Source organism: Paenibacillus sp. FSL R7-0272, from assembly GCF_037969905.1.
GTDB classification, from domain to species: domain Bacteria; phylum Bacillota; class Bacilli; order Paenibacillales; family Paenibacillaceae; genus Paenibacillus; species Paenibacillus polysaccharolyticus.
The window spans coordinates 4890807-4910165 of the sequence record NZ_CP150221.1; the positions used below are offsets into that span (position 1 = coordinate 4890807).

Annotated in this window: 16 protein-coding genes; 2 read left to right on the top strand and 14 right to left on the bottom strand. The window is 47.5% G+C overall.

The genetic code is table 11. The annotated features are described in order from the left end of the window. Window positions 1-9: 9 nt before the first annotated feature. Window positions 10-1518 carry an aminomethyl-transferring glycine dehydrogenase subunit GcvPB gene (gene gcvPB / locus MKY23_RS21630; RefSeq protein ID WP_339839619.1) on the top strand — a complete coding sequence of 503 codons (1509 nt, stop codon included), beginning with the start codon at window positions 10-12 and terminating at the stop codon, window positions 1516-1518. Between the two features lie 248 nt (window positions 1519-1766). On the opposite strand, the gene ptsP is transcribed toward gcvPB, so the two are convergent. The 11 genes from ptsP to MKY23_RS21685 form a co-directional block, all read right to left on the bottom strand. Beyond that, window positions 1767-3479 (bottom strand): phosphoenolpyruvate--protein phosphotransferase, encoded by a 1713-nt coding sequence (gene ptsP, locus MKY23_RS21635; RefSeq protein WP_090915483.1) that lies wholly within the window; start codon window positions 3477-3479, stop codon window positions 1767-1769. Continuing rightward, entirely contained in the window at window positions 3472-3747 is a 276-nt protein-coding gene (locus MKY23_RS21640; protein WP_036617010.1) for an HPr family phosphocarrier protein, read from the bottom strand. Before MKY23_RS21640 ends, ptsP begins: the two co-directional genes overlap by 8 nt. Before the next feature lie 77 nt (window positions 3748-3824). Then, complete coding sequence (gene ptsG / locus MKY23_RS21645) at window positions 3825-5879, bottom strand: glucose-specific PTS transporter subunit IIBC (protein WP_090915485.1); 2055 nt, start codon at window positions 5877-5879, stop codon at window positions 3825-3827. Window positions 5880-6166: 287 nt separating this feature from the next. After that, a complete protein-coding gene (locus tag MKY23_RS21650) occupies window positions 6167-7021 on the bottom strand; it encodes a PRD domain-containing protein (RefSeq protein ID WP_090915486.1) in 855 nt (284 codons plus the stop codon). A gap of 167 nt (window positions 7022-7188) precedes the next feature. Continuing rightward, complete coding sequence (locus MKY23_RS21655) at window positions 7189-8742, bottom strand: flotillin family protein (RefSeq protein ID WP_339832141.1); 1554 nt, start codon at window positions 8740-8742, stop codon at window positions 7189-7191. An 84-nt stretch (window positions 8743-8826) separates the two neighbouring features. Further along, window positions 8827-9363: a protease gene (locus MKY23_RS21660; RefSeq protein WP_145332645.1), complete on the bottom strand. Its 537-nt coding sequence runs from the start codon at window positions 9361-9363 to the stop codon at window positions 8827-8829. A 280-nt stretch (window positions 9364-9643) separates the two neighbouring features. Continuing rightward, window positions 9644-10807: an iron-containing alcohol dehydrogenase gene (locus MKY23_RS21665; protein ID WP_154887559.1), complete on the bottom strand. Its 1164-nt coding sequence runs from the start codon at window positions 10805-10807 to the stop codon at window positions 9644-9646. A 92-nt stretch (window positions 10808-10899) separates the two neighbouring features. After that, the gene (locus MKY23_RS21670) at window positions 10900-11430 is read right to left on the bottom strand and encodes an MSMEG_1061 family FMN-dependent PPOX-type flavoprotein (RefSeq protein ID WP_139168843.1); all 531 of its coding nucleotides are present in this window, start codon (window positions 11428-11430) and stop codon (window positions 10900-10902) included. Between the two features lie 189 nt (window positions 11431-11619). Then, window positions 11620-13218: a UDP-glucose--hexose-1-phosphate uridylyltransferase gene (locus MKY23_RS21675; RefSeq protein WP_339832145.1), complete on the bottom strand. Its 1599-nt coding sequence runs from the start codon at window positions 13216-13218 to the stop codon at window positions 11620-11622. 14 nt (window positions 13219-13232) lie between these two features. Continuing rightward, window positions 13233-14222 carry a UDP-glucose 4-epimerase GalE gene (gene galE, locus MKY23_RS21680; RefSeq protein ID WP_090915498.1) on the bottom strand — a complete coding sequence of 330 codons (990 nt, stop codon included), beginning with the start codon at window positions 14220-14222 and terminating at the stop codon, window positions 13233-13235. Window position 14223: 1 nt separating this feature from the next. Then, window positions 14224-15405: a galactokinase gene (locus MKY23_RS21685; RefSeq protein ID WP_339832147.1), complete on the bottom strand. Its 1182-nt coding sequence runs from the start codon at window positions 15403-15405 to the stop codon at window positions 14224-14226. Between the two features lie 166 nt (window positions 15406-15571). On the opposite strand from MKY23_RS21685, the gene MKY23_RS21690 reads away from it, so the two are divergent. Continuing rightward, a complete protein-coding gene (locus tag MKY23_RS21690; RefSeq protein WP_339832149.1) occupies window positions 15572-16540 on the top strand; it encodes an AraC family transcriptional regulator in 969 nt (322 codons plus the stop codon). 84 nt (window positions 16541-16624) lie between these two features. On the opposite strand, the gene mgrA is transcribed toward MKY23_RS21690, so the two are convergent. The 3 genes from mgrA to MKY23_RS21705 all read right to left on the bottom strand — a co-directional run bounded on the left by mgrA (window position 16625) and on the right by MKY23_RS21705 (window position 19341). After that, a complete protein-coding gene (gene mgrA / locus MKY23_RS21695; RefSeq protein WP_090915502.1) occupies window positions 16625-17641 on the bottom strand; it encodes an L-glyceraldehyde 3-phosphate reductase in 1017 nt (338 codons plus the stop codon). Window positions 17642-17784: 143 nt separating this feature from the next. Continuing rightward, a complete protein-coding gene (locus tag MKY23_RS21700; protein ID WP_090915504.1) occupies window positions 17785-18525 on the bottom strand; it encodes an NAD-dependent protein deacylase in 741 nt (246 codons plus the stop codon). A gap of 48 nt (window positions 18526-18573) precedes the next feature. Beyond that, a complete protein-coding gene (locus tag MKY23_RS21705) occupies window positions 18574-19341 on the bottom strand; it encodes an HAD family hydrolase (protein WP_154983380.1) in 768 nt (255 codons plus the stop codon). Window positions 19342-19359 lie beyond the last annotated feature (18 nt).

Genomic DNA, 19359 nt, shown 5'->3' on the forward strand with positions numbered 1-19359 from the left:
CAGACTGGAATGGACTCGCAAGCATTAGGAAATTCGACCAGTCCGCAAGTCGCACCATCCGTTGCTCCCGAACAAACTCTAATTTTTGAACTGAGCAGTCCCGGACGTGTGGCCTATTCCTTGCCGGAATGTGATGTTCCCCGTCAGGATGCTGATACGTTGATTCCCCGGGAAATGCTGCGCTCGGAAGCGGCCGCGTTGCCGGAAGTATTCGAGGTTGATGTTATTCGTCATTATACGGCATTGTCCCGCCGCAACTTCGGGGTAGATAACGGCTTTTATCCACTTGGTTCATGTACAATGAAATACAATCCAAAGATCAACGAAGATGTAGCACGTTACAACGGCTTTGCCAAGATCCATCCCTATCAGCATGAATCCAGTCTTCAAGGTGCTCTCGAACTGCTCCATACTTTACAAAATGATCTTGCAGGTCTGACCGGTATGGATGCCGTAACCCTGCAACCTGCTGCCGGTGCACACGGGGAATGGACCGGACTTATGATGATTCGAGCTTATCACGAAAGCCGTGGCGAACTGCGTACCAAGGTTATCGTACCCGATTCATCTCATGGCACGAACCCGGCCAGCGCAACCGTAGCTGGATTCGAAACGGTGACAATCCCGTCGCGTACGGACGGTTTGGTCGATCTTGATGCTCTCCGTGCAGCAGTCGGTTCAGATACCGCAGCACTCATGCTAACGAATCCGAATACGCTCGGTTTGTTTGAAAAGGATATTCAAGAGATTGCGTCCATCGTACACGAAGCTGGCGGATTATTGTATTATGACGGAGCTAACTCCAATGCCATCATGGGCATTACACGTCCGGGAGATATGGGCTTTGATGTGGTGCATCTGAATTTGCACAAAACGATGAGCACACCTCACGGTGGTGGTGGACCTGGTGCCGGACCTGTCGGTGTGAAGAGCCGCCTGATCCCGTTCTTACCTAAACCGATGGTTGTTCAAAATGATCAAGGCATGTACGCTCTGGATTACGAAGGAGATCAATCGATCGGTCGGGTCAAAGCCTATTATGGCAACTTCGGTATTCTTGTTCGTGCTTATGCTTATATCCGCACTTATGGACCAGAAGGTCTTCGCCGTGTCTCCGAATGTGCTGTGCTGAACGCCAATTATATGATGGCTCGCCTGGCACCTCATTACGAGATTCCTTATCCTGGCGTGTGCAAACATGAATTTGTCATGTCAGGCCGTGGCCTGAAGCAGTATGGTGTACGCACACTGGATGTAGCCAAACGCCTGCTGGACTTTGGCTATCACCCGCCAACCATTTACTTCCCGCTTAATGTCGAGGAGTGCATTATGATTGAGCCAACGGAAACCGAGAGCAAAGAAACGCTCGACGGATTTATCGATACAATGATCCGTATTGCGAAAGAAGCCGAAGAAACACCGGGATTGGTGCTCAACGCTCCGTACGGCACGCCGGTAACTCGTCTGGATGAAACGACCGCAGCACGCAAACCTGTATTAAACTGTGCTTGTAGCTAAATAAGTTAAACTAATTTTTTATACAGTCTATTTCGGTGACAGAATCCCCTGTGCGTGATGAGATATTCTCTCACTCCCATAAGGGGATTTTATTTTATTCACTTGTAAGAGTAGCTATCCTGTCACTACGATAAAAAAGCAAAAAAAGCCGGCCCCACTACTACGTGGAAACCGGCAATATTGCTGCACTAAGGCAGCCCTTTATCGGAAAAAGAAAGACCTCAAATCCGGAGGAAACTCCGGCAAAATTACGCTTGAATGCTTTGAACCAGTTCAACCACTTGTTCAGCGGTTTGCATTTCCAACGCTTTGGCAGCGAGTTCCTGCATGTCCGCACGGGACAATTTGGTGATTTGGCTACGCGCTGGCAGAATGGAAGTTGCGCTCATGCTGAACTCATCCAGTCCAAGACCAAGCAGCAATGGAATTGCTGTTTCGTCTCCTGCCATCTCACCGCACATGCCAGCCCATTTACCTTCACGATGCGCTGCATCGATAACCATTTTGACCAAACGCAAAATAGCTGGGTTGTATGGTTGATACAGATAAGATACACGCTCATTCATCCGGTCAGCAGCCATCGTGTACTGAATCAGATCGTTAGTACCGATACTGAAGAAGTCCACTTCTTTGGCGAATTGATCTGCCATTACAGCTGTTGATGGAATTTCGACCATGATTCCGAGTTGAATGCTGTCAGAAACAGCGATACCTTCAGCAACCAGCTTTTCCTTCTCTTCGAGCAGGACAGCTTTGGCTTCACGGAATTCACCCAGTGTTGCGATCATAGGGAACATGACACGCAAGTTTCCGTGTACACTTGCACGCAGCAACGCACGCAATTGAGTACGGAAGATATCCAGACGGTCCAGACACAGACGAACTGCGCGGAAGCCGAGGAATGGATTCATTTCTTTTGGCAGATCCAGATAAGGAAGCTCTTTGTCTCCACCGATGTCAAGTGTACGAACTACAACAGGTTTGCCTTCCATTTTTTCGAGTACCGCTTTATAAGCATTGTACTGAATGTCTTCGGAAGGAAGCTTGTCTCTGCCCATGTACAAGAACTCGGTACGATACAAGCCTACCGCCTCGCCGCCGTTTTCCAATACACCTGTTACATCGTTCGGCGTACCGATATTTGCAGCCAGTTCCACATGAACGTTGTCCACCGTAACCGTTGGTTCGTCACGCAGTTTTCTCCACTCCGCACGCTGTGCATCATACTGTTCCTGTTTGGCACGGTATTCAGCAACGACGTCATCTGTAGGGTTAACCAGAACTTGACCGTCCAGACCGTCAACAATGATCAAGTCCCCTTGTTTCGCTTGAGCCAAGATGTCTTTCGTTCCAACCACAGCCGGAATCTCAAGCGAACGAGCCATGATAGCGGAGTGAGAAGTACGTCCACCGATGTTGGTTGCAAAACCTTTTACGTATTGGCGGTTCAATTGAGCTGTATCAGAAGGTGTTAAATCCTCTGCAAGCACAATCACTTCTTCACTGATTTCAGCCGGACTCATGAAGTCGATACCGAGCAAGTGATTTAGCACACGCTTCGTAACGTCACGCATATCCGCAGCACGTTCTTGCAGGTATGCACTCTTCATGTTTTCAAACATCGAGATGAACTGGGAAGCTGTTTCATTCAGTGCAAATTCTGCATTGATCATGTCATCAGCGATCTTCGCTTTCACCGGATCAATCAGTTCCGGGTCATCCAGGATGAGCAAATGCGATGCAAAAATCTCCGCTTTTTTCTCGCCAAGCTCTTGTAAAGTACGCTCTTTGATTGCCTCAAGCTCAGCGCGGGATTTACCCAGCGCCGAGTCAAGTTTAGCAATCTCTGCGTCAACGTCGTTAATCTGGCGTTTTTCTACAGAGTAGTCAGGATGCTCCAAGATAAACGCCTTGGCGATAGCAATACCCGCCGAAGCCGCGATCCCGGAAACATTAAGCATTAATTTCGCCCAACCCTTCGTTAACCATAACGTCTGTCAGAGCTTGAAGAGCTTCAGCTTCGCCTTCACCTTCAACGATGATGCTGATGGTGTCACCTTGCTCCAGACCGAGGGAAAGAACGCCCAGAATGGATTTCAATGTTACTTTTTTGCCGTTAGCTTCTGCGAAGGATTCAGCACCTTTGAATTTGTTTGCTGTATTAACCAGGGCAGTTGCCGGACGTGCGTGGATACCATCTTCGTCTGTAATTCTGAATGTTTGTTGCATTACAATCATCTCGCTTTCAGTAGTTTAGTTTAGGCATTGCATATATTTACACTTGCTTGCCATCGTTGGAACAGTTCTTATTTTATCTCAATGATCGGCTGATCGCCAACTTTGAGCACGCCACTCTTCTTCAAAGTGACGGTAGAACCTTCTGGCAGGTTGGTGAATATCACCGGAGAAATGATCGAAGGAGCGTTCGCTTTGACATACTCCAGATCCACTTCCATAATCGGTTGTCCTGCAGATACCAGGTCACCTTCCTGTACCAGTACGTTGAAACCTTGGCCTTTCAGTTTCACCGTATTGACACCTATGTGTACAAGCACTTCCTTACCGCCGTCGGACATGATACCTACGGCATGTTTGCTTGGAAATACATTAAATACTTTACCATACACAGGAGAAGTAATCGTTCCGTCATGTGGCAAAATGGCGAACCCGTCACCTGTCATTTTCTCAGCAAAGACTGGATCAGGTACATTGGTAATATCCATCAGCTCACCATTGACTGGCATCACGATATCCTCTGTGACAATGCGTTCACCTTGTTCTCCTTGTGCTTTCTCCTCTTCAGGAGTTGGTTTAACTTCAGCAACTGGAGTTGGTGCAGGTGTACGCCCTGCAATGATATCTTGCATTTGGGACTTGATCGTATCGGAACGTGTTCCGAAGATGGCTTGAACATTATTACCCACTTCAAGCACACCAGATGCACCCAATTGTTTCAAACGATCTTTTTGTACATTGGATTTCTCATTCACTTCAATCCGCAAACGAGTAATACATGCATCCAGATGTTTAATGTTTTCCTTCCCGCCAAAGGCTTCGAGGATATTGTGAGGCAGATCGTCCGTGGAGCCTGAAGAACCGCCGGATGCAGTTTCCGCGGATGCCTCTTCACGTCCAGGTGTTTTGAGATTGAACTTGCGAATGATCAATCGGAATCCGAAGTAATAGATCACGGCAAGGATCAAACCGACGATAATAACATCCCACCATGGTGTGCGGTTTGGAATGATACCAAAGATCAGGAAGTCAATGAAACCGCCTGAGAAGGTCATCCCGATCTTGACATCGAGCAATTGCATCGTCATGAAAGACAAACCTGCAAAGATACAGTGTACTGCAAACAAAATCGGTGCTACGAACAGGAATGAGAACTCGAGTGGTTCTGTGATCCCTGTCAGGAATGATGTCAGCGCAGCTGAACCCATGATCCCTGCAACATATTTTTTATGCTCAGGTCTTGCTTCATGGTACATCGCAAGTGCCGCTGCTGGCAAACCGAACATCATGAACGGGAATTTACCAACTTGGAACGTTCCCGCAGTCAATTCAACGCCATCGCGCAACTGGCTGAAGAAAATCTTTTGGTCCCCGCGAATAACATCGCCGGCTTTGTTCACATATTCACCGAACTCAAACCAGAATGGGGAGTAGAAAATGTGATGCAGACCAAACGGAATCAGTGACCGTTCTACAACACCGAAGATAAAGGCCGACAAAGTCGGGCTGGTATCTACCATGAAGTGAGAAATGGCATTTAATCCGTTCTGGATTGGTGGCCAGATGACCACGAGCAGTAACCCTAACAACAGGGAAACTACTGAAGTGACAATAGGAACAAATCGTTTACCCGCAAAGAATCCAAGGTAAGACGGCAGTTCAATTTTGAAGAACCGATTGTAACACAGCGCTGCAGCGATACCAATAATGATACCTCCAAAAACCCCTGTGCTTAGTGTAGGAATACCCAAGATACTTGCATAACCAGGTACTTTTCCAATCATGGCAGGCGTAACACCTACTGCAGAACCCAGAGTTACATTCATCACCAGGTAACCGATGATGGCTGCAAGCCCTGCTACACCTTCACCGCCAGCGAGTCCAACAGCTACCCCGACAGCAAACAGCAATGCCAGATTATCAAATACGATCTGACCTGCGTTCATCATTATAGTTGCAATCGAGTTTACCCACGGAGTATCGAGCGCAGTCACATATTGCAGGAAATCCGGATTCACCAGCATGTTACCAATTCCGAGCAGTAAACCTGCGGCTGGCAAGATCGCTACAGGCAACATGAGAGCTTTACCTACTCTTTGCAATACACCAAAAAGCTTTTTAAACATCGCGTCGTATTCTTCCTTTCGTCTAAGTCTGTATGTCGTGATGCAAGCAATGGAACACAAAAAAGGCATGAACTAATAAAAGTGAACTGCGCCTACCTTGGGGTATAGCATACCCTTAAAAAGGTAGAACAATCACACTCTAATTAACTCATGCCTGATCGAGTCAGTAACACGTCGCTTATGTTTATTCAGTTGCTTGATTACGGTCACCATTGTAGCACCACTTCGAACGCATTGCAAGCCTTTACAGGAAAAAACGTGATTTCGCTAAAATTTCTGACATGATTTCACTTATTCTCTTCTTCTTTCCGTTGATTCAGTCGCTGTAAATGTATCGTTAGATACCCAACTTCTGCCGGATACACAGGCAATTTTAGTCGTTTCTCCATCACCTTCGTGAGTTTCCATGCAAGCGAGTACATTTCGGGGTATTCTAATTTAAGCAAGGAATCCAGCTTATGCAGTTCCTCCACCTTATCTCCACGGCGTACACGTTCCAGGGCAAACCGAAGGTGAGTTAACAGACGGGAATAATCCAAAGACTGCGTTTCAAATGAATAGTCGAGTTGGTCTGCAACCAGGTTTACTAGATCCGTAATTAATTGAGAATGCTCTCGTACTTGGGATATGTTCTGGTTCGTCATCGCGCTATAGATATGCAGAGCCACAAAACCAATCTCATCTTGGCCGAGATCCACGCCCATCTTTTCCTTAATTAAACGAACGGCATATTCCCCCATCCGATACTCATCTGGATAGATCTCTCTTGTCTCATATAAAAAAGGATTTTGGATGATTATTCCCTGCTCCTTGCGTTTAAGGGCAAAAGAAATATGATCTGTTAACGCAATATGAATATGTTCATTAAGCGGAACGTCCGTACGCTCTGCGATATACGTGATGACTTCGTTAATAATCTCAATTAAAGCCTCATCCACCTGCGGAAGAAGTTGCTTGTACTGCTCCTGCTCCTGCTGGTTTTTCAAAATAAACATCTTCTCCACAGCCGTCAGTGGGATGTCATCACTCGGCTTCCGGTTAAAGCCGATGCCCTTGCCGATGACCACAACTTCGCCGTGTTCAGGATGCTGTGCAATAATTACATTATTATTTAGTGCTTTATCTACATGCAGGCTGCTCATTTTTGCACCTCTTTTTTTCACACCATCTTGGATGTGTCTGACACATCTTCAAACCAAATCAAAAAAAACATCCGGAGCGGGCAAACCGCGCCGGACGTCTCGCTTAAAAAGTAACAAAAATTCGCCATAAGGTCAATAGACCAGCCATGTAATTAAGCTGCCATTTCTTACTCTTTACTATCGCTACGCTCTACAATGCTCTCGATAATAGGTGACGTCTGTTTTACTGATTCACTCGATTGCACAGCCACTGGTGTAGATGTTTTCGATTTGGTCAATCCTTTGATCAGTTGTTCCACGTCGATGCCTGACACACTTTTCAACATCTCAGGTGCAGTAGCCATCAGTTCCGTGACGTAGTTGCTGACACGTGCAGCACCCTCGCCCTTACCTGTATCTACTACCGTCAACTTGTCAATCGAGGAGATTGGCTCAGCGATTTTACCAGCCAGTTCAGGCAACATTTTGACAATGATATCGAGTACCGCAGCTTCGCCAAACTTCTGGAACGCCTCAGCCAATTTTTCTTTGGCTTCCGCTTCGGCAAGACCACGCAGACGAATAACTTCTGCATCGGCTGTACCTTTTGCACGCTCTGCATCCGCAATGGCCTGACCTTCAAGTCGTTTCTGCTCAGCTGTTGCTTTGGCTTGGGTTTCGATGGAGTACTGCACTGCATCAGCTTCACGCATCCGTTTTGCTTTGTCCGCTTCCGCAGCCTGCTCAACAGCATAACGATCTGCTTCCGCTTTTTTCTTCACTTCCGCATCGTATTGTTTCTCACGCACCGTAATTTCTTTTTCCTGTAGATCAATCTCACGTTCTTTACGTACGAGTTCTACTTTCATCTGCTCTTCAACAACCGTCTGTCTTGCACGCGCTTCATGGATATGATAAGCCTGATCCGCTTCCGCCTTGGCTGTATCCTGATCACGTTTAAAGGCTGCTACTTTCAATTCTTTCTCTTTGGCTGCCTCAGCAATGTTGGTATCACGCAGCAACTCGGCCTTCTGCCCTTGTTCTTCAGCATTTGCCTTCTGAATCCTTGCATCCCGCATCGCTTCCGCTTCGGCAATTTCTGCATCCCGTTTTACGGCTGCAATTCTTGGTTTACCGAGTGCGTCCAAATATCCCTGTTTATCGCGGACATCCTTAATGGTAAAGGAAACGATCTGCAGCCCCATCTTTTTCAGATCCCGTGCGGCCACGCCTTGAACCTCTTGAGCAAAACGATCTCTGTTCCGATATACCTCTTCCACCGTCATCGTACCGAGAATGGCCCGTAAATGCCCCTCCAGCACTTCCTGGGCTTCTCCCCTCAGCGCGTCAACCGGTTTGCCGATAAATTGCTCCGCAGCCGTTGCAACGTCTTCTACAGCGCTTCCGACCTTGATGATCGCCACCCCGTCAGCAATAACAGGAACACCCTGCTCTGTATAGACCTCAGGCGTGGATACATCGAGCTTGTGTGAAAGCAATGAAATAAATTCAGACTGCTGGAACACAGGCAGGATGAACGCACCGCCGCCGCGCACGATTTTGATTTTACGTCCTGACTCATCTTCCGAAATATTTTTGCTACCCAGGAATGAACCGGTTACAATCATAGCTTCGTCGGGACCGACCGTTTTGTATCTCGCCCAGAAAGCTAAACCCAGAATCAAAATTACACCAACAACCACAACAGGAATTAACAATACATCCCAATCCAGATTACCCATTCACATCTCTCCCCTTGTCTCGTAAGTATTAAAAATCATTCCGCTACCGTCAGTTCCCCCGCATTATTAGGAAATTTCACTGACCTAGACATCCTTAAGTACATCTTCTTCCCACTCGGATACGCGCAATACTCCGTCCACCACATCAATGACAACCACTCGTGCCCCCGCCGCAATGGGTAGCTGTTCGAAGCTGGACGCTGTCTGAATGGTGTTACCAGATGCAAAACGAATCATGACTTCACCAAATCCGTTTGCCGGTATCGGAATCGTGATTTCACCAATTTTGCCCGCTAACTCCTTCATGGAGAAAGCAATTGAAACGTCACTGTTACGCATCGGCTTGATATATGCGAAAAATACCAGCATGGCTGCAGCAATACCGATCAGCAGGGATAAGATCAGATTCGACATCACACTAAGAGAGCTGTACCGCGTCAGTAGTATGCCTGCTCCACCAAAAGCAGTGATGGATCCCGCCAGTACAACAGGTTTAAAAAAATCAACACCAGGCATTTCGAAAGCACCATCCAGCAAACCGTCAATCAAGTCACCTAGCACCAGACTCACGATGGCAAAAACGGCACCTCCGATGAGACACCCCCAATAGATTGCTTCCATCCCCTCTTCCTCCTCTCCGCTGCAATTTCTCCCAACTGTGCATTCCACATGTAAATAAATACGTACATCCAGGCAAAATGTTTCAAAATCTTCCCTGAGTTGTATTGAGAAGCCGCTAATGGGTATTAGCATCATAATATTCAGGAATGCTCCATTTTTCTCTTCCATGCCAATTCACAGTAATCCAGACACTAAAAAACGCAAGCCTCCAGCAGGAGACTTGCGTTTATATCAGTAGTCCAATAGATATTAAGCTTACACATCAAGCTTCTTAATTCACTTATAGCGAAGCTTTGTAGATGGATACCACATCTTCACGTTGCAGCTTTTTAAAGTTACCGAACGGTCCGAACAGCATCGCTTTATCCGCCATAACCTCAATCTGACTGTCATCAATATCATAGTCAGCCAGACGGTTTGGTGCACCAATGGATGTCCAGAACTTGCTGAGCGCATCAATGCCTTCCTCGGCAATCTGTCTGTCGGATTTACCTTCAGGGTTCACGTCAAACACGTTGATCGCAAGACGTTTGAAACGATCTACCTTCACATCAAGGTTATGTCTCATCCAGTGTGGGAACAGAATTGCAAGTCCACCACCATGCGGGATGTCGTAGACCGCAGATACCGCATGTTCAATATTGTGCGTTGCCCAGTCTCCTGCAAGTCCCATGTTCAACACGCCATTAAGTGCCATTGTTCCGCAATACAGAATCGTCTCACGAAGTTCATAGTTCTCCAGGTCATCCACCAAACGAGGAGCTGCTTCCATTACTGTACGCAGAATCGTCTCGCAGAAGCCGAGTTGAACAGGCGTGTTCGGATCCAGATGGAAATAATGCTCTAATACGTGAGACATCATGTCCACCATACCGTATACCGTTTGATCCTTCGGTACCGTGTATGTATTTACGGGATCAAGAATCGAGAATGCTGGGAAAGAGTGCGCACTGCCCCATCCGAGTTTCTCTTGTGTTTCCTGGTTTGTGATTACGGAACCGGAATTCATCTCTGAACCGGTTGCTGCCATGGTAAGCACTGTGCCGAGTGGAAGCGCGTCTTGTGCAACAGCTTTACGCTGTGCAAAGTCCCACATGTCTCCATCGTACTTCGCCCCGACGGCAATCGCTTTGGCACAATCAAGCACACTACCGCCGCCAACAGCCAGAATGAGCTCAATGCCATTCGTTTTACACAAGTCCACGCCTTTATGTACAGTGGACAGACGCGGATTCGGCTCTACACCTGCGAGCTCCGTTACTTCTGCTCCGATTTCCTTGAGCAAACCGAGCACTTGCTCATACAGTCCGCTGCGTTTGATGCTCCCACCGCCATATACAAGCAGAACCCGTTTGCCGTATTTCGGCACTTCGGTTTTCAGCGCTTCGAGCTGGCCTTTACCGAAGATTAGACGAGTCGGGTTATAAAATTGAAAAGATCTCATGATCTATAATCGCCTCCAATGGAGTTTAATTTTTAGTGCAACCTCAATTATAGTACCCCTTTTATAGAAAAACAAATCGATAGCTGCTCACTTTAGTTCAATCCGTTGATCTTCAGATGTGCTTGAAGAAGTTCATTCACGGATGGCAACTCTTCGGATTTTGCCCATGTTGCAGCGTCCCATAATCCTGCCTGATGAAAAGCACGCGGACAATGAATGAAACATTCCTCGACTTCAACAATGACGGCTGCTCCAATCGTTTTACCTTCCCAGTTCATGCTTTTGATGAATTCTTCATCCTTTGTAATCCGAGCTGTTCCATTGATACGCAGCACTTCATTCAAACCCGGAATCACAAACAACATTCCTACACCTGGATCTGACAGGATGTTCAACAAGGAATCGATTCGGCGATTTCCTGGGCGTTCTGGGTACACCAGTCTATACGAATCAAATACACGAACAAAGCCGGGTTCATCCCCACGCGGTGATACATCACATTTGCCATCCTGATCTGAAGTGGACAAGAAGAACAAGGGTGACTTCGTGATAAAATTTTGAACATGCGAATCCACAAACGGGATTACTTTATTGCGCACACGTTCGCTGGATTCTCCAACCATGCTTTTAAGTTCCTTGGCATCTGAAATAAATGGAAGATTAAGCGGCTGCTTTTCCAAATAAATCGTCCCCTTTTCCTTATGTAGTTTGGGTCATTCTAACTGTTCTTCTTTGGTTCCTTACTCTATTATACATCTCGAACCATGCCAAAAAGCACCCGTTCACAATTGAACGGATGCCAAATGGTCTTCCTACTCGGTATAGCCCATGCTACTTACGAAGCGACGGAATGCTTGACGTCCAGCTTCATCATGTTTGTACACACCTGCATGCTCCAGAATTTCGGAGAATTTCAAACCTACCTGCTGTTGTACAAGTGTAACCGCTTCTTCCTTCGTCAAGCTGGAGCCATGCCCCTGCTTCAACTCTTCTGTCCACGGTACATGTTTGTTCAGCTCGTGATCCGCTGCCTGGGCAGCTTCTGCAAGCTGTGTATTACCCGCCAAGATGTCGGCAATGCCATCCAGCTCTTGCTTCAGACGTCCTGGCAAAATAGCCAGTCCCATGACTTCGATCAAGCCGATATTCTCTTTTTTCAAATGGTGCATTTCACGGTGTGGATGGAAAATCCCTTCCGGATGCTCGTCATTTGTACGGTTGTTACGCAACACGAGATCCATCTCAAAACCGCCATCCGCACTACGGCGAACAATCGGAGTTACCGTATTGTGAGGTACCTTTTCCCCATCGATCTCACTAAAAGCTTCGATCTCTACTGCGGAGTCACTGTAGACTTTCCACGCTTCATAGACCGCGTTACCCGCTTCTAGCAATTCCTCAGGATCATGTGAATGCAGGCGCATCACGGACATCGGCCATTTGACAAGGCTAAGTGTCAGCCCTGGTGCCTCCGCATGACGGAAGACCGCCTCTGGCTGTGCGTTTTGAATGGCAAACGTATGACGTCCACCTTGGAAATGGTCATGAGTCAGAATGGAACCGCCCACGATCGGAAGATCAGCGTTAGATCCGATAAAGTAATGCGGATATTCTTGAACAAAAGAAAGCAATCTGCGCAAGGTATCCTTCGTCAATTTCATCGGCACATGATCATGATGGAAAATAATGCAGTGCTCGTTGTAGTACACGTACGGCGAGTATTGGAACAACCACGGCTCATTGTTAAGCTTTAGCGGAATGACACGCAGATTCTGGCGGGCCGGGTGATTCACCCGACCAGCATAACCTACATTTTCACGGCACAGCTGACATTTCGGATATACCGGAGGAGGAAGCAATTTCGCCATAGCGATTTCCTTTGGACTCTTCTCCGGCTTCGAAAGGTTGATCGTGATCTCCATCTCGCCATAAGCTGTATCCTGCGTCCAATAGACGTTCTTGGATACGCGATCCATTCGGATGTAGTTCGAGTTAATGGATAAGTCATAAAATTGCGATGTTGCCGCCTCGATACCTTCCGTTTTCTCCTTATCACGGAAAGCACGCACAACTTCTGAAGGGCGCGCCATCAGATGACCCATAATTTTCGCATCCAGCAGGTCACGGAAGGTATCGCTATTTTCAGGAATGAGTCCAATCGTATATCCATAGTCAATGAGAGTGTCCAACATGGTCTGTGGACTATCAGGAACTGTAGCATGCAATTCACCGGCGTAAGGCTCCGAGAATCCGAACTGTTCCATCAGCAGGTTGCGACTGTAATCATAGTCCGCTTCCTCGATCAATTTTTTCTGTAAGGCAAATTCGACCAGACGCTCAATGGCATGCAGTGCTTCCTGCTGCTCGGGTGTACGCTCTGTGGCCTCTGCTCCAGGTTGAGTCTGTGACATAAGATGTTCGCCTCCTAGTTTTTTCCGTAGCCTTCAGGGCGTGATTGATGCCAGTTCCATGCGCTTTGAATGACATCTTCGAGATTTGTCCATTTCGGGTTCCAACCCAGAACGGATCTTGCTTTCGCAGACGATGCCACCAGCACAGCCGGATCACCCGCACGACGTGGTTCCTGAACAACCGGAATATCCAGGCCTGTTACTTTTTTAGCGGTTTCGATCACTTGTTTTACCGAGAATCCAGTGCCATTACCCAGGTTGAACACGTTGCTGTTCTCCCCTTTGCGCAAGTAATCCACTGCACGAAGATGCGCATCAGCCAGATCACTAACGTGGATATAGTCACGGACACATGTGCCATCCTCTGTTGCATAGTCATCTCCGAATACAGCGATATGCGAACGTTGTTTCAGTGCCGTTTGCAATACAAGCGGAATCAAGTGACTTTCCGGCTGGTGATCTTCACCGATTTTGCCGCTTTCGTGTGCACCGGCTGCATTGAAGTAACGCAGGGAAACGTATTTGATATCCTGCACTTTGTCGAACCAGGACATCATGCGCTCCATCATCAATTTGGTTTCACCATATACATTCGTAGGCTCCGTACGGTCGCTCTCTTCGATCGGCACTTTCTCAGGCTCACCATAAGTTGCTGCTGTAGATGAGAAGACGATGCGACGTACATTCGCTGCATTCATTGCTTCAAGCAGGCAAAGTGTGCCGAATACGTTATTATCGTAGTATTTAGCCGGTTCTTTCATGCTCTCGCCGACGAGCGAGTTCGCCGCAAAGTGAATGACGGCATCAATTGAATTTTCCGCGAACAGTTTCGTCAAGATTTCCTTGTCACGCAAATCACCTTCATACAACTTACCGCCAAGCAATGCCTCGCGATGTCCTGTTTGCAAGTTATCCAGTACAACGACTTCTTCGCCACGTTCGAGCAATGCCGCCACCGTATGAGATCCAATGTATCCTGCTCCACCTGTCACCAAAATTGCCATTTTACTTCGCCTCCTTGAGTTCGTTAACACCTTCGCCTACACCACATACATAGAAATCACCTTTGAGACCGGTGCGTGCTTCATATGCTGCACCCACTTCACTCACAAAACGTTCCACATCATTCTCATGTACCAGAGACACCGTACATCCACCAAAACCTGCACCCGTCATACGTGCACCCAGTGTTCCTGGAATCCGCTGCGCTTCCTCAACCATGACATCCAGCTCGTTGCAGCTCACTTCATACAAATCACGCAACGATTCATGTGAAGCATTCATCAACTGTCCAAACGTCTGCAAGTCATTGTTCTGCAGCGCTTCTACGGATGCAAGTACTCGTGCATTTTCTTCTACAACGTGCTGGGCACGCTGTCTGACTTTCCCATCCTTGAGCTGATCCTGTAAGGTGTCAAACTGCTCTGGCTTTAATTGAGCCAGGTAATTCAGTGCAGGCAGCTGTTCCTTCAAAATGGCAAGTGCCTGCTCGCATTGAGAGCGCCGCTCATTGTAAGCCGAATCAACCAAACCACGGCGTTTGTTTGTGTTACCGATAATCAGTTTGTAAGCACCTGTACGGAAAGGAACCTTCTCGTACTCCAGCGTATCACACATCAGGAGAATCGCATGATCCTTCGCCCCGTTGGCTACAGCAAACTGATCCATGATGCCGCAGTTGACACCAACAAACTCATTCTCTGCTTTCTGGGACAAAAGCGCAAGCTCCACGGTGTCAATGTCGAGTACTCCTTCCATGGATTGAATCGCATACCCGGTGAGAACCTCCAGAGATGCTGAGGAGGAAAGTCCTGCGCCATTTGGTATTTCACCGTGGTAGAGAAAATCATACCCTCTCGTCACTTGCACACCTTTGCCTTGCAGCTGTACCATGACGCCTACCGGGTAGTCCGTCCACTCTCCCGTTTTCTCCTGACCAATGGAGGCTCTGTCCAGAGTCCCCTCGTAAGCCATATTGGTAGAAGCCAGCTGTAATGCGTTATCCGTACGTTCACGAATGAGCAAGGTTGTGCCAAACTCAAGCGCGGCCGGGAGCACATAACCACCGTTGTAGTCGATATGTTCACCAATCAGATTCACACGCCCAGGGGCATGGAATACACGGATGTCCGCTCCACTTTCTCCGTACCTCTCAATAAACTTTTGTTGCAAATCAGTTACATTCAAAGCTGATGCACCTCGCCTCTTTGTTGTGGTTTTCTTAATGTTATTATACAAGGAAGTGACCTCTCTTAAAATGAAACCATGTGTGATTCATATAGATAAATGTGACCTTTAATCATATAATGAATCTAACGACTGAAGCTCTAATCAACGGAAAGAAGGATTCCACATGAAAGATTCCAAAACAAATCCGGCAGAAACATCCCATAACACAACAGGTTCATCCAGTTCGTCCAGCTCCAGGTCCTCACAGGAAACAGCCGTAAGCAAAAGCGGGGCACTTAGTTATTCGGTTGCCTCCAATCCCACCTATGATAACCGAGGGGCACTTCATGTCCTGTTTGCTGGTGCAAGCCAGACTCTCCCTGGACATGCACTTGGACCGAAGCTATATGATTATTATCTTTTGCATTATGTAGAAAAAGGAGCCGGTACGTTTCGTACGGAGCTTCACACCTACGATCTCGCCGCAGGTGATTGTTTTTTGATCCATCCGGGACAACTGGTAAGCTACCAGTCCCATAACCGCAAGCCGTGGCAATACCGCTGGATTGCCTTTACAGGTAGTGAAGCTGCCGGGCACGTCGAACAGGCCGGGTTTAGGCCCGAGAAATCGGTTTTTCATGCCGGTACAGCCTGTGACATATCCAACTGGTTGTCGGTCATGCAGGACGCTTTTGCCGAGCGAAAAGAAAGCGCCCATTATACATCACTCGGTACACTGTACATGATTTTAGCCGAGGCCCAGACCCATCTCACCGAGGGACAGACATTAACATCAGGAGAATCCTCCATCCGGCGGACGGTAAAACAGATGATTCAATATATGTCCACTCAATACGCTTACCCGGTATCCATTGAACAGATGTCGGAGAGTCTCGGATATAACCGTGCATATCTCTCGCGTATTTTCAAACAGGAAACCGGACTCACCCCTGTAACCTATTTGTTGAAACTGCGGATCGACAAGTCACGTCAATTGCTTCGGGAACGTCCAGACTTGTCCATTGAACAGGTATCTGCTTCTGTTGGTATGCCTGACGCTCTGTATTTTTCCCGTCAATTCAAACGTTTCCACGGCGAAGCCCCCACTCTCTATCGGGAGAAACTGCTTGCGCGTCCATCACGCTCAAAATAAAAAAAGTGCATCTTACCTTTATGGCTAAGATGCACTTTTTGTGTATGATTTATTTCTGAACACTACCCTAATATGGGACAGGCTCTAATCTTTGTTTTTATTCGTAGACTCTGGTCTCAAAATGGATTCAATCCGCTCCAGTTCCTCCGTGGAAAACTCCAGCTGACTAAGCGCAGCTACGTTCTCTTCAATCTGAGACGGACGGCTTGCGCCAATTAGCGCAGACGTGACTCTTCCATTGCGCAGTACCCATGCCAGTGCAAACTGGGCAAGACTCTGACCACGGGATGCCGCAATCTGATTCAGAGCACGTACCTTACGAAGTGTCTCGGGAGAGATATTATTTTCATTGAGAAATACAGAAGGGCCTTTGGCACGGGAATCTTCTGGAATGCCATTCAAATATTTGTTCGTAAGTACACCTTGCTCCAATGGACAGAACGCAATACTACCTGCTCCGTATTCGTCCAGCACATCCTGAAGTCCATCCTCAATCCAGCGATCCAGCATGGAATACCTTGGTTGATGAATCAGCAATGGCGTACCTAAGCTTTTCAAGATCTCTGCCGCCTGTCTCGTTTGCTCTGCAGGATAATTGGAGATACCAACATAAAGTGCCTTGCCGGAACGAACCATATGATCAAGTGCCATCATTGTTTCTTCCAGCGGCGTATCTGGATCATAACGGTGTGAATAAAATATATCCACATAATCCAGTCCCATTCGTGTAAGGCTCTGATTCAGACTGGATATCAAGTATTTGCGAGAACCCCACTCACCATAAGGTCCTGGCCACATATAATATCCGGCTTTGGTGGAGATAATCAGTTCATCCCGGTACGGTTTCAGATCCTGAGCCAGCACCTGACCAAACAGTTGCTCTGCTGAACCTGCAGGTGGGCCATAATTGTTAGCCAAATCAAAATGTGTAATGCCGAGATCAAATGCACGTGTAATCATGTTGCGTCCATTCTCTAGACTGTTAATTCCACCAAAATTATGCCACAGTCCAAGTGAAATCGCTGGCAGCTTGAGGCCGGAACGTCCCACGCGGTTATATTTCATCGTTTCATAGCGTGTTTCAGCAGCTACATAGACCATCATGAATCCCTTCTTTCCACAGGTTCGCGCATCCTGTATCCAAGCCTTAGCCGGAGGATGCAGTAATTCAGTCCATTTTTATAAGGCAGAAGTTACTTCACAACCTTGGTTACCCAATAAGCTGATTCACTAACAACCTTAAGTTAACCAATAAGCTGGTCTACACCCTTCATTACCTCGCCAATCGGCTCTGTAATCAACAAGTCTGCCCGGTGATCGTAAGCGGTTGGTGTGGCATTGAGCAGAACGGTGTGTTTTCCCTGAAAATACGTAATTAATTGAGCTGCTGGATATACCGTCAACGAGGTCCCACCTACAAGCAATAAATCTGCTGAAGACAGGGCGTCGATGGCATGATACAACGTTGCCTGATCCAGTTCTTCTTCGTACAAAACTACATCTGGCTTGACCACACCTCCGCATGACGAGCAACGAGGTACAACCTCTTTCGAATGCATAATGTCATGCAGCGAATAGAACTGCTTGCAATCCATGCAAGCATTGCGATGAACCGAACCATGAAGCTCCAGCACATGACTGCTGCCTGCCTTTTGATGCAAACCATCGATGTTTTGCGTAATGACAGCGTGAAGTTTACCTTTCTGCTCCAGCCTGGCAAGTAAACGATGACAACCATTCGGTTCCGCATCGGGATGAAGCATTTTCCCCCGGTAAAAGTCATAAAAAATATCAGCGTGCTGATCAAAAAAATGTCGGCTTAACAGTTCCTCTGGAGGATAAGGGGAGTGCTGCTCCGTCTGGTACAGTCCCGCAGCCGAGCGAAAGTCGGGAATCCCGCTTTCCGTTGAAGTTCCGGCTCCTCCGAAAAAAACAATGCGTGAGCTTTCCTGAATCCAGGCAGCCAGTTGCTCTGTTGCGTTCATCCTCTCTCCTCCTTTGATTTCCTTATACATACGAACATAGCGCAGGATCTATAACACAATACCTAACTCATCATAATGACGAATGACGGCGTCCGCATCATGCAAATGCGCACTCTGGTCCGATGGAAGACAGTACCCCAAAGTATATGTTGCTCCTGCATGGCGGCCCATTTGCATATCACCGTTGCTGTCTCCAATGACTACAGCCTCATGAGGCTCAACCGCTAATTCCCGGCAAGCCAGCAGGAATGATTCACCATCGGGTTTGCCGCGCGTTACCCGGTCACAGCCTACAATCGAACTGAAAAAGGAACGGATGCCCATCCAGTCCAGATGTGTCTCAGCCGCTAATGTACTGTCGGAAGTCACCACTGCAAGCTGAATGCCTGCTTCCTTACAACGTTGTAGTAAATCCAGTAATCCAGGCATGGGTTCAGCGGATTTCCGCTCTCTTACAGACTTCATCGCTATACTTGAAAACTGGCGTATCGTTGTAATAGCTTCATTCCATGGCGTACCCGCAGCATAGAGCTGACCTGCCAGCCAACCGTTACATTCATCTACAGTTGCAATGGCGAGCGGCCCTTGCACATCGTAGCCGCTGAGATGACCTTCCGAATCATGAACCGTACCCAGCACATGTTCGAGTTCCACCGTAAAAGAGGCATCACGTTCTCGCATCCATGCTTGCATTTGCACGAGCATACTCTCAGCCCAAGGGCCCCATAATTGAAGAAAATCCAGCAAGGTGCCATCTTTGTCAAACAGAATTGCCCTGCAGGGGATCTTCTCTCCCTGCACCTGTAGCAAAGCCACTCGCCTTCACCTCCGCTG

Excerpts from the sequence above, each read along its gene's own strand:
- MKY23_RS21670 (WP_139168843.1), bottom strand. The coding sequence starts at position 11,430 with ATGGTTGGAGAATCCAGCGAACGTGTGCGCAATAAAGTAATCCCGTTT.
- MKY23_RS21640 (WP_036617010.1), bottom strand. The coding sequence starts at position 3,747 with ATGCAACAAACATTCAGAATTACAGACGAAGATGGTATCCACGCACGT.
- MKY23_RS21690 (WP_339832149.1), top strand. The coding sequence starts at position 15,572 with ATGAAAGATTCCAAAACAAATCCGGCAGAAACATCCCATAACACAACA.
- mgrA (WP_090915502.1), bottom strand. The coding sequence starts at position 17,641 with ATGGTCTATGTAGCTGCTGAAACACGCTATGAAACGATGAAATATAAC.
- MKY23_RS21660 (WP_145332645.1), bottom strand. The coding sequence starts at position 9,363 with ATGGAAGCAATCTATTGGGGGTGTCTCATCGGAGGTGCCGTTTTTGCC.
- MKY23_RS21665 (WP_154887559.1), bottom strand. The coding sequence starts at position 10,807 with ATGAGATCTTTTCAATTTTATAACCCGACTCGTCTAATCTTCGGTAAA.
- ptsG (WP_090915485.1), bottom strand. The coding sequence starts at position 5,879 with ATGTTTAAAAAGCTTTTTGGTGTATTGCAAAGAGTAGGTAAAGCTCTC.
- MKY23_RS21700 (WP_090915504.1), bottom strand. The coding sequence starts at position 18,525 with ATGAACGCAACAGAGCAACTGGCTGCCTGGATTCAGGAAAGCTCACGC.
- MKY23_RS21675 (WP_339832145.1), bottom strand. The coding sequence starts at position 13,218 with ATGTCACAGACTCAACCTGGAGCAGAGGCCACAGAGCGTACACCCGAG.
- ptsP (WP_090915483.1), bottom strand. The coding sequence starts at position 3,479 with ATGCTTAATGTTTCCGGGATCGCGGCTTCGGCGGGTATTGCTATCGCC.
- galE (WP_090915498.1), bottom strand. The coding sequence starts at position 14,222 with ATGGCAATTTTGGTGACAGGTGGAGCAGGATACATTGGATCTCATACG.
- MKY23_RS21655 (WP_339832141.1), bottom strand. The coding sequence starts at position 8,742 with ATGGGTAATCTGGATTGGGATGTATTGTTAATTCCTGTTGTGGTTGTT.
- gcvPB (WP_339839619.1), top strand. The coding sequence starts at position 10 with ATGGACTCGCAAGCATTAGGAAATTCGACCAGTCCGCAAGTCGCACCA.
- MKY23_RS21650 (WP_090915486.1), bottom strand. The coding sequence starts at position 7,021 with ATGAGCAGCCTGCATGTAGATAAAGCACTAAATAATAATGTAATTATT.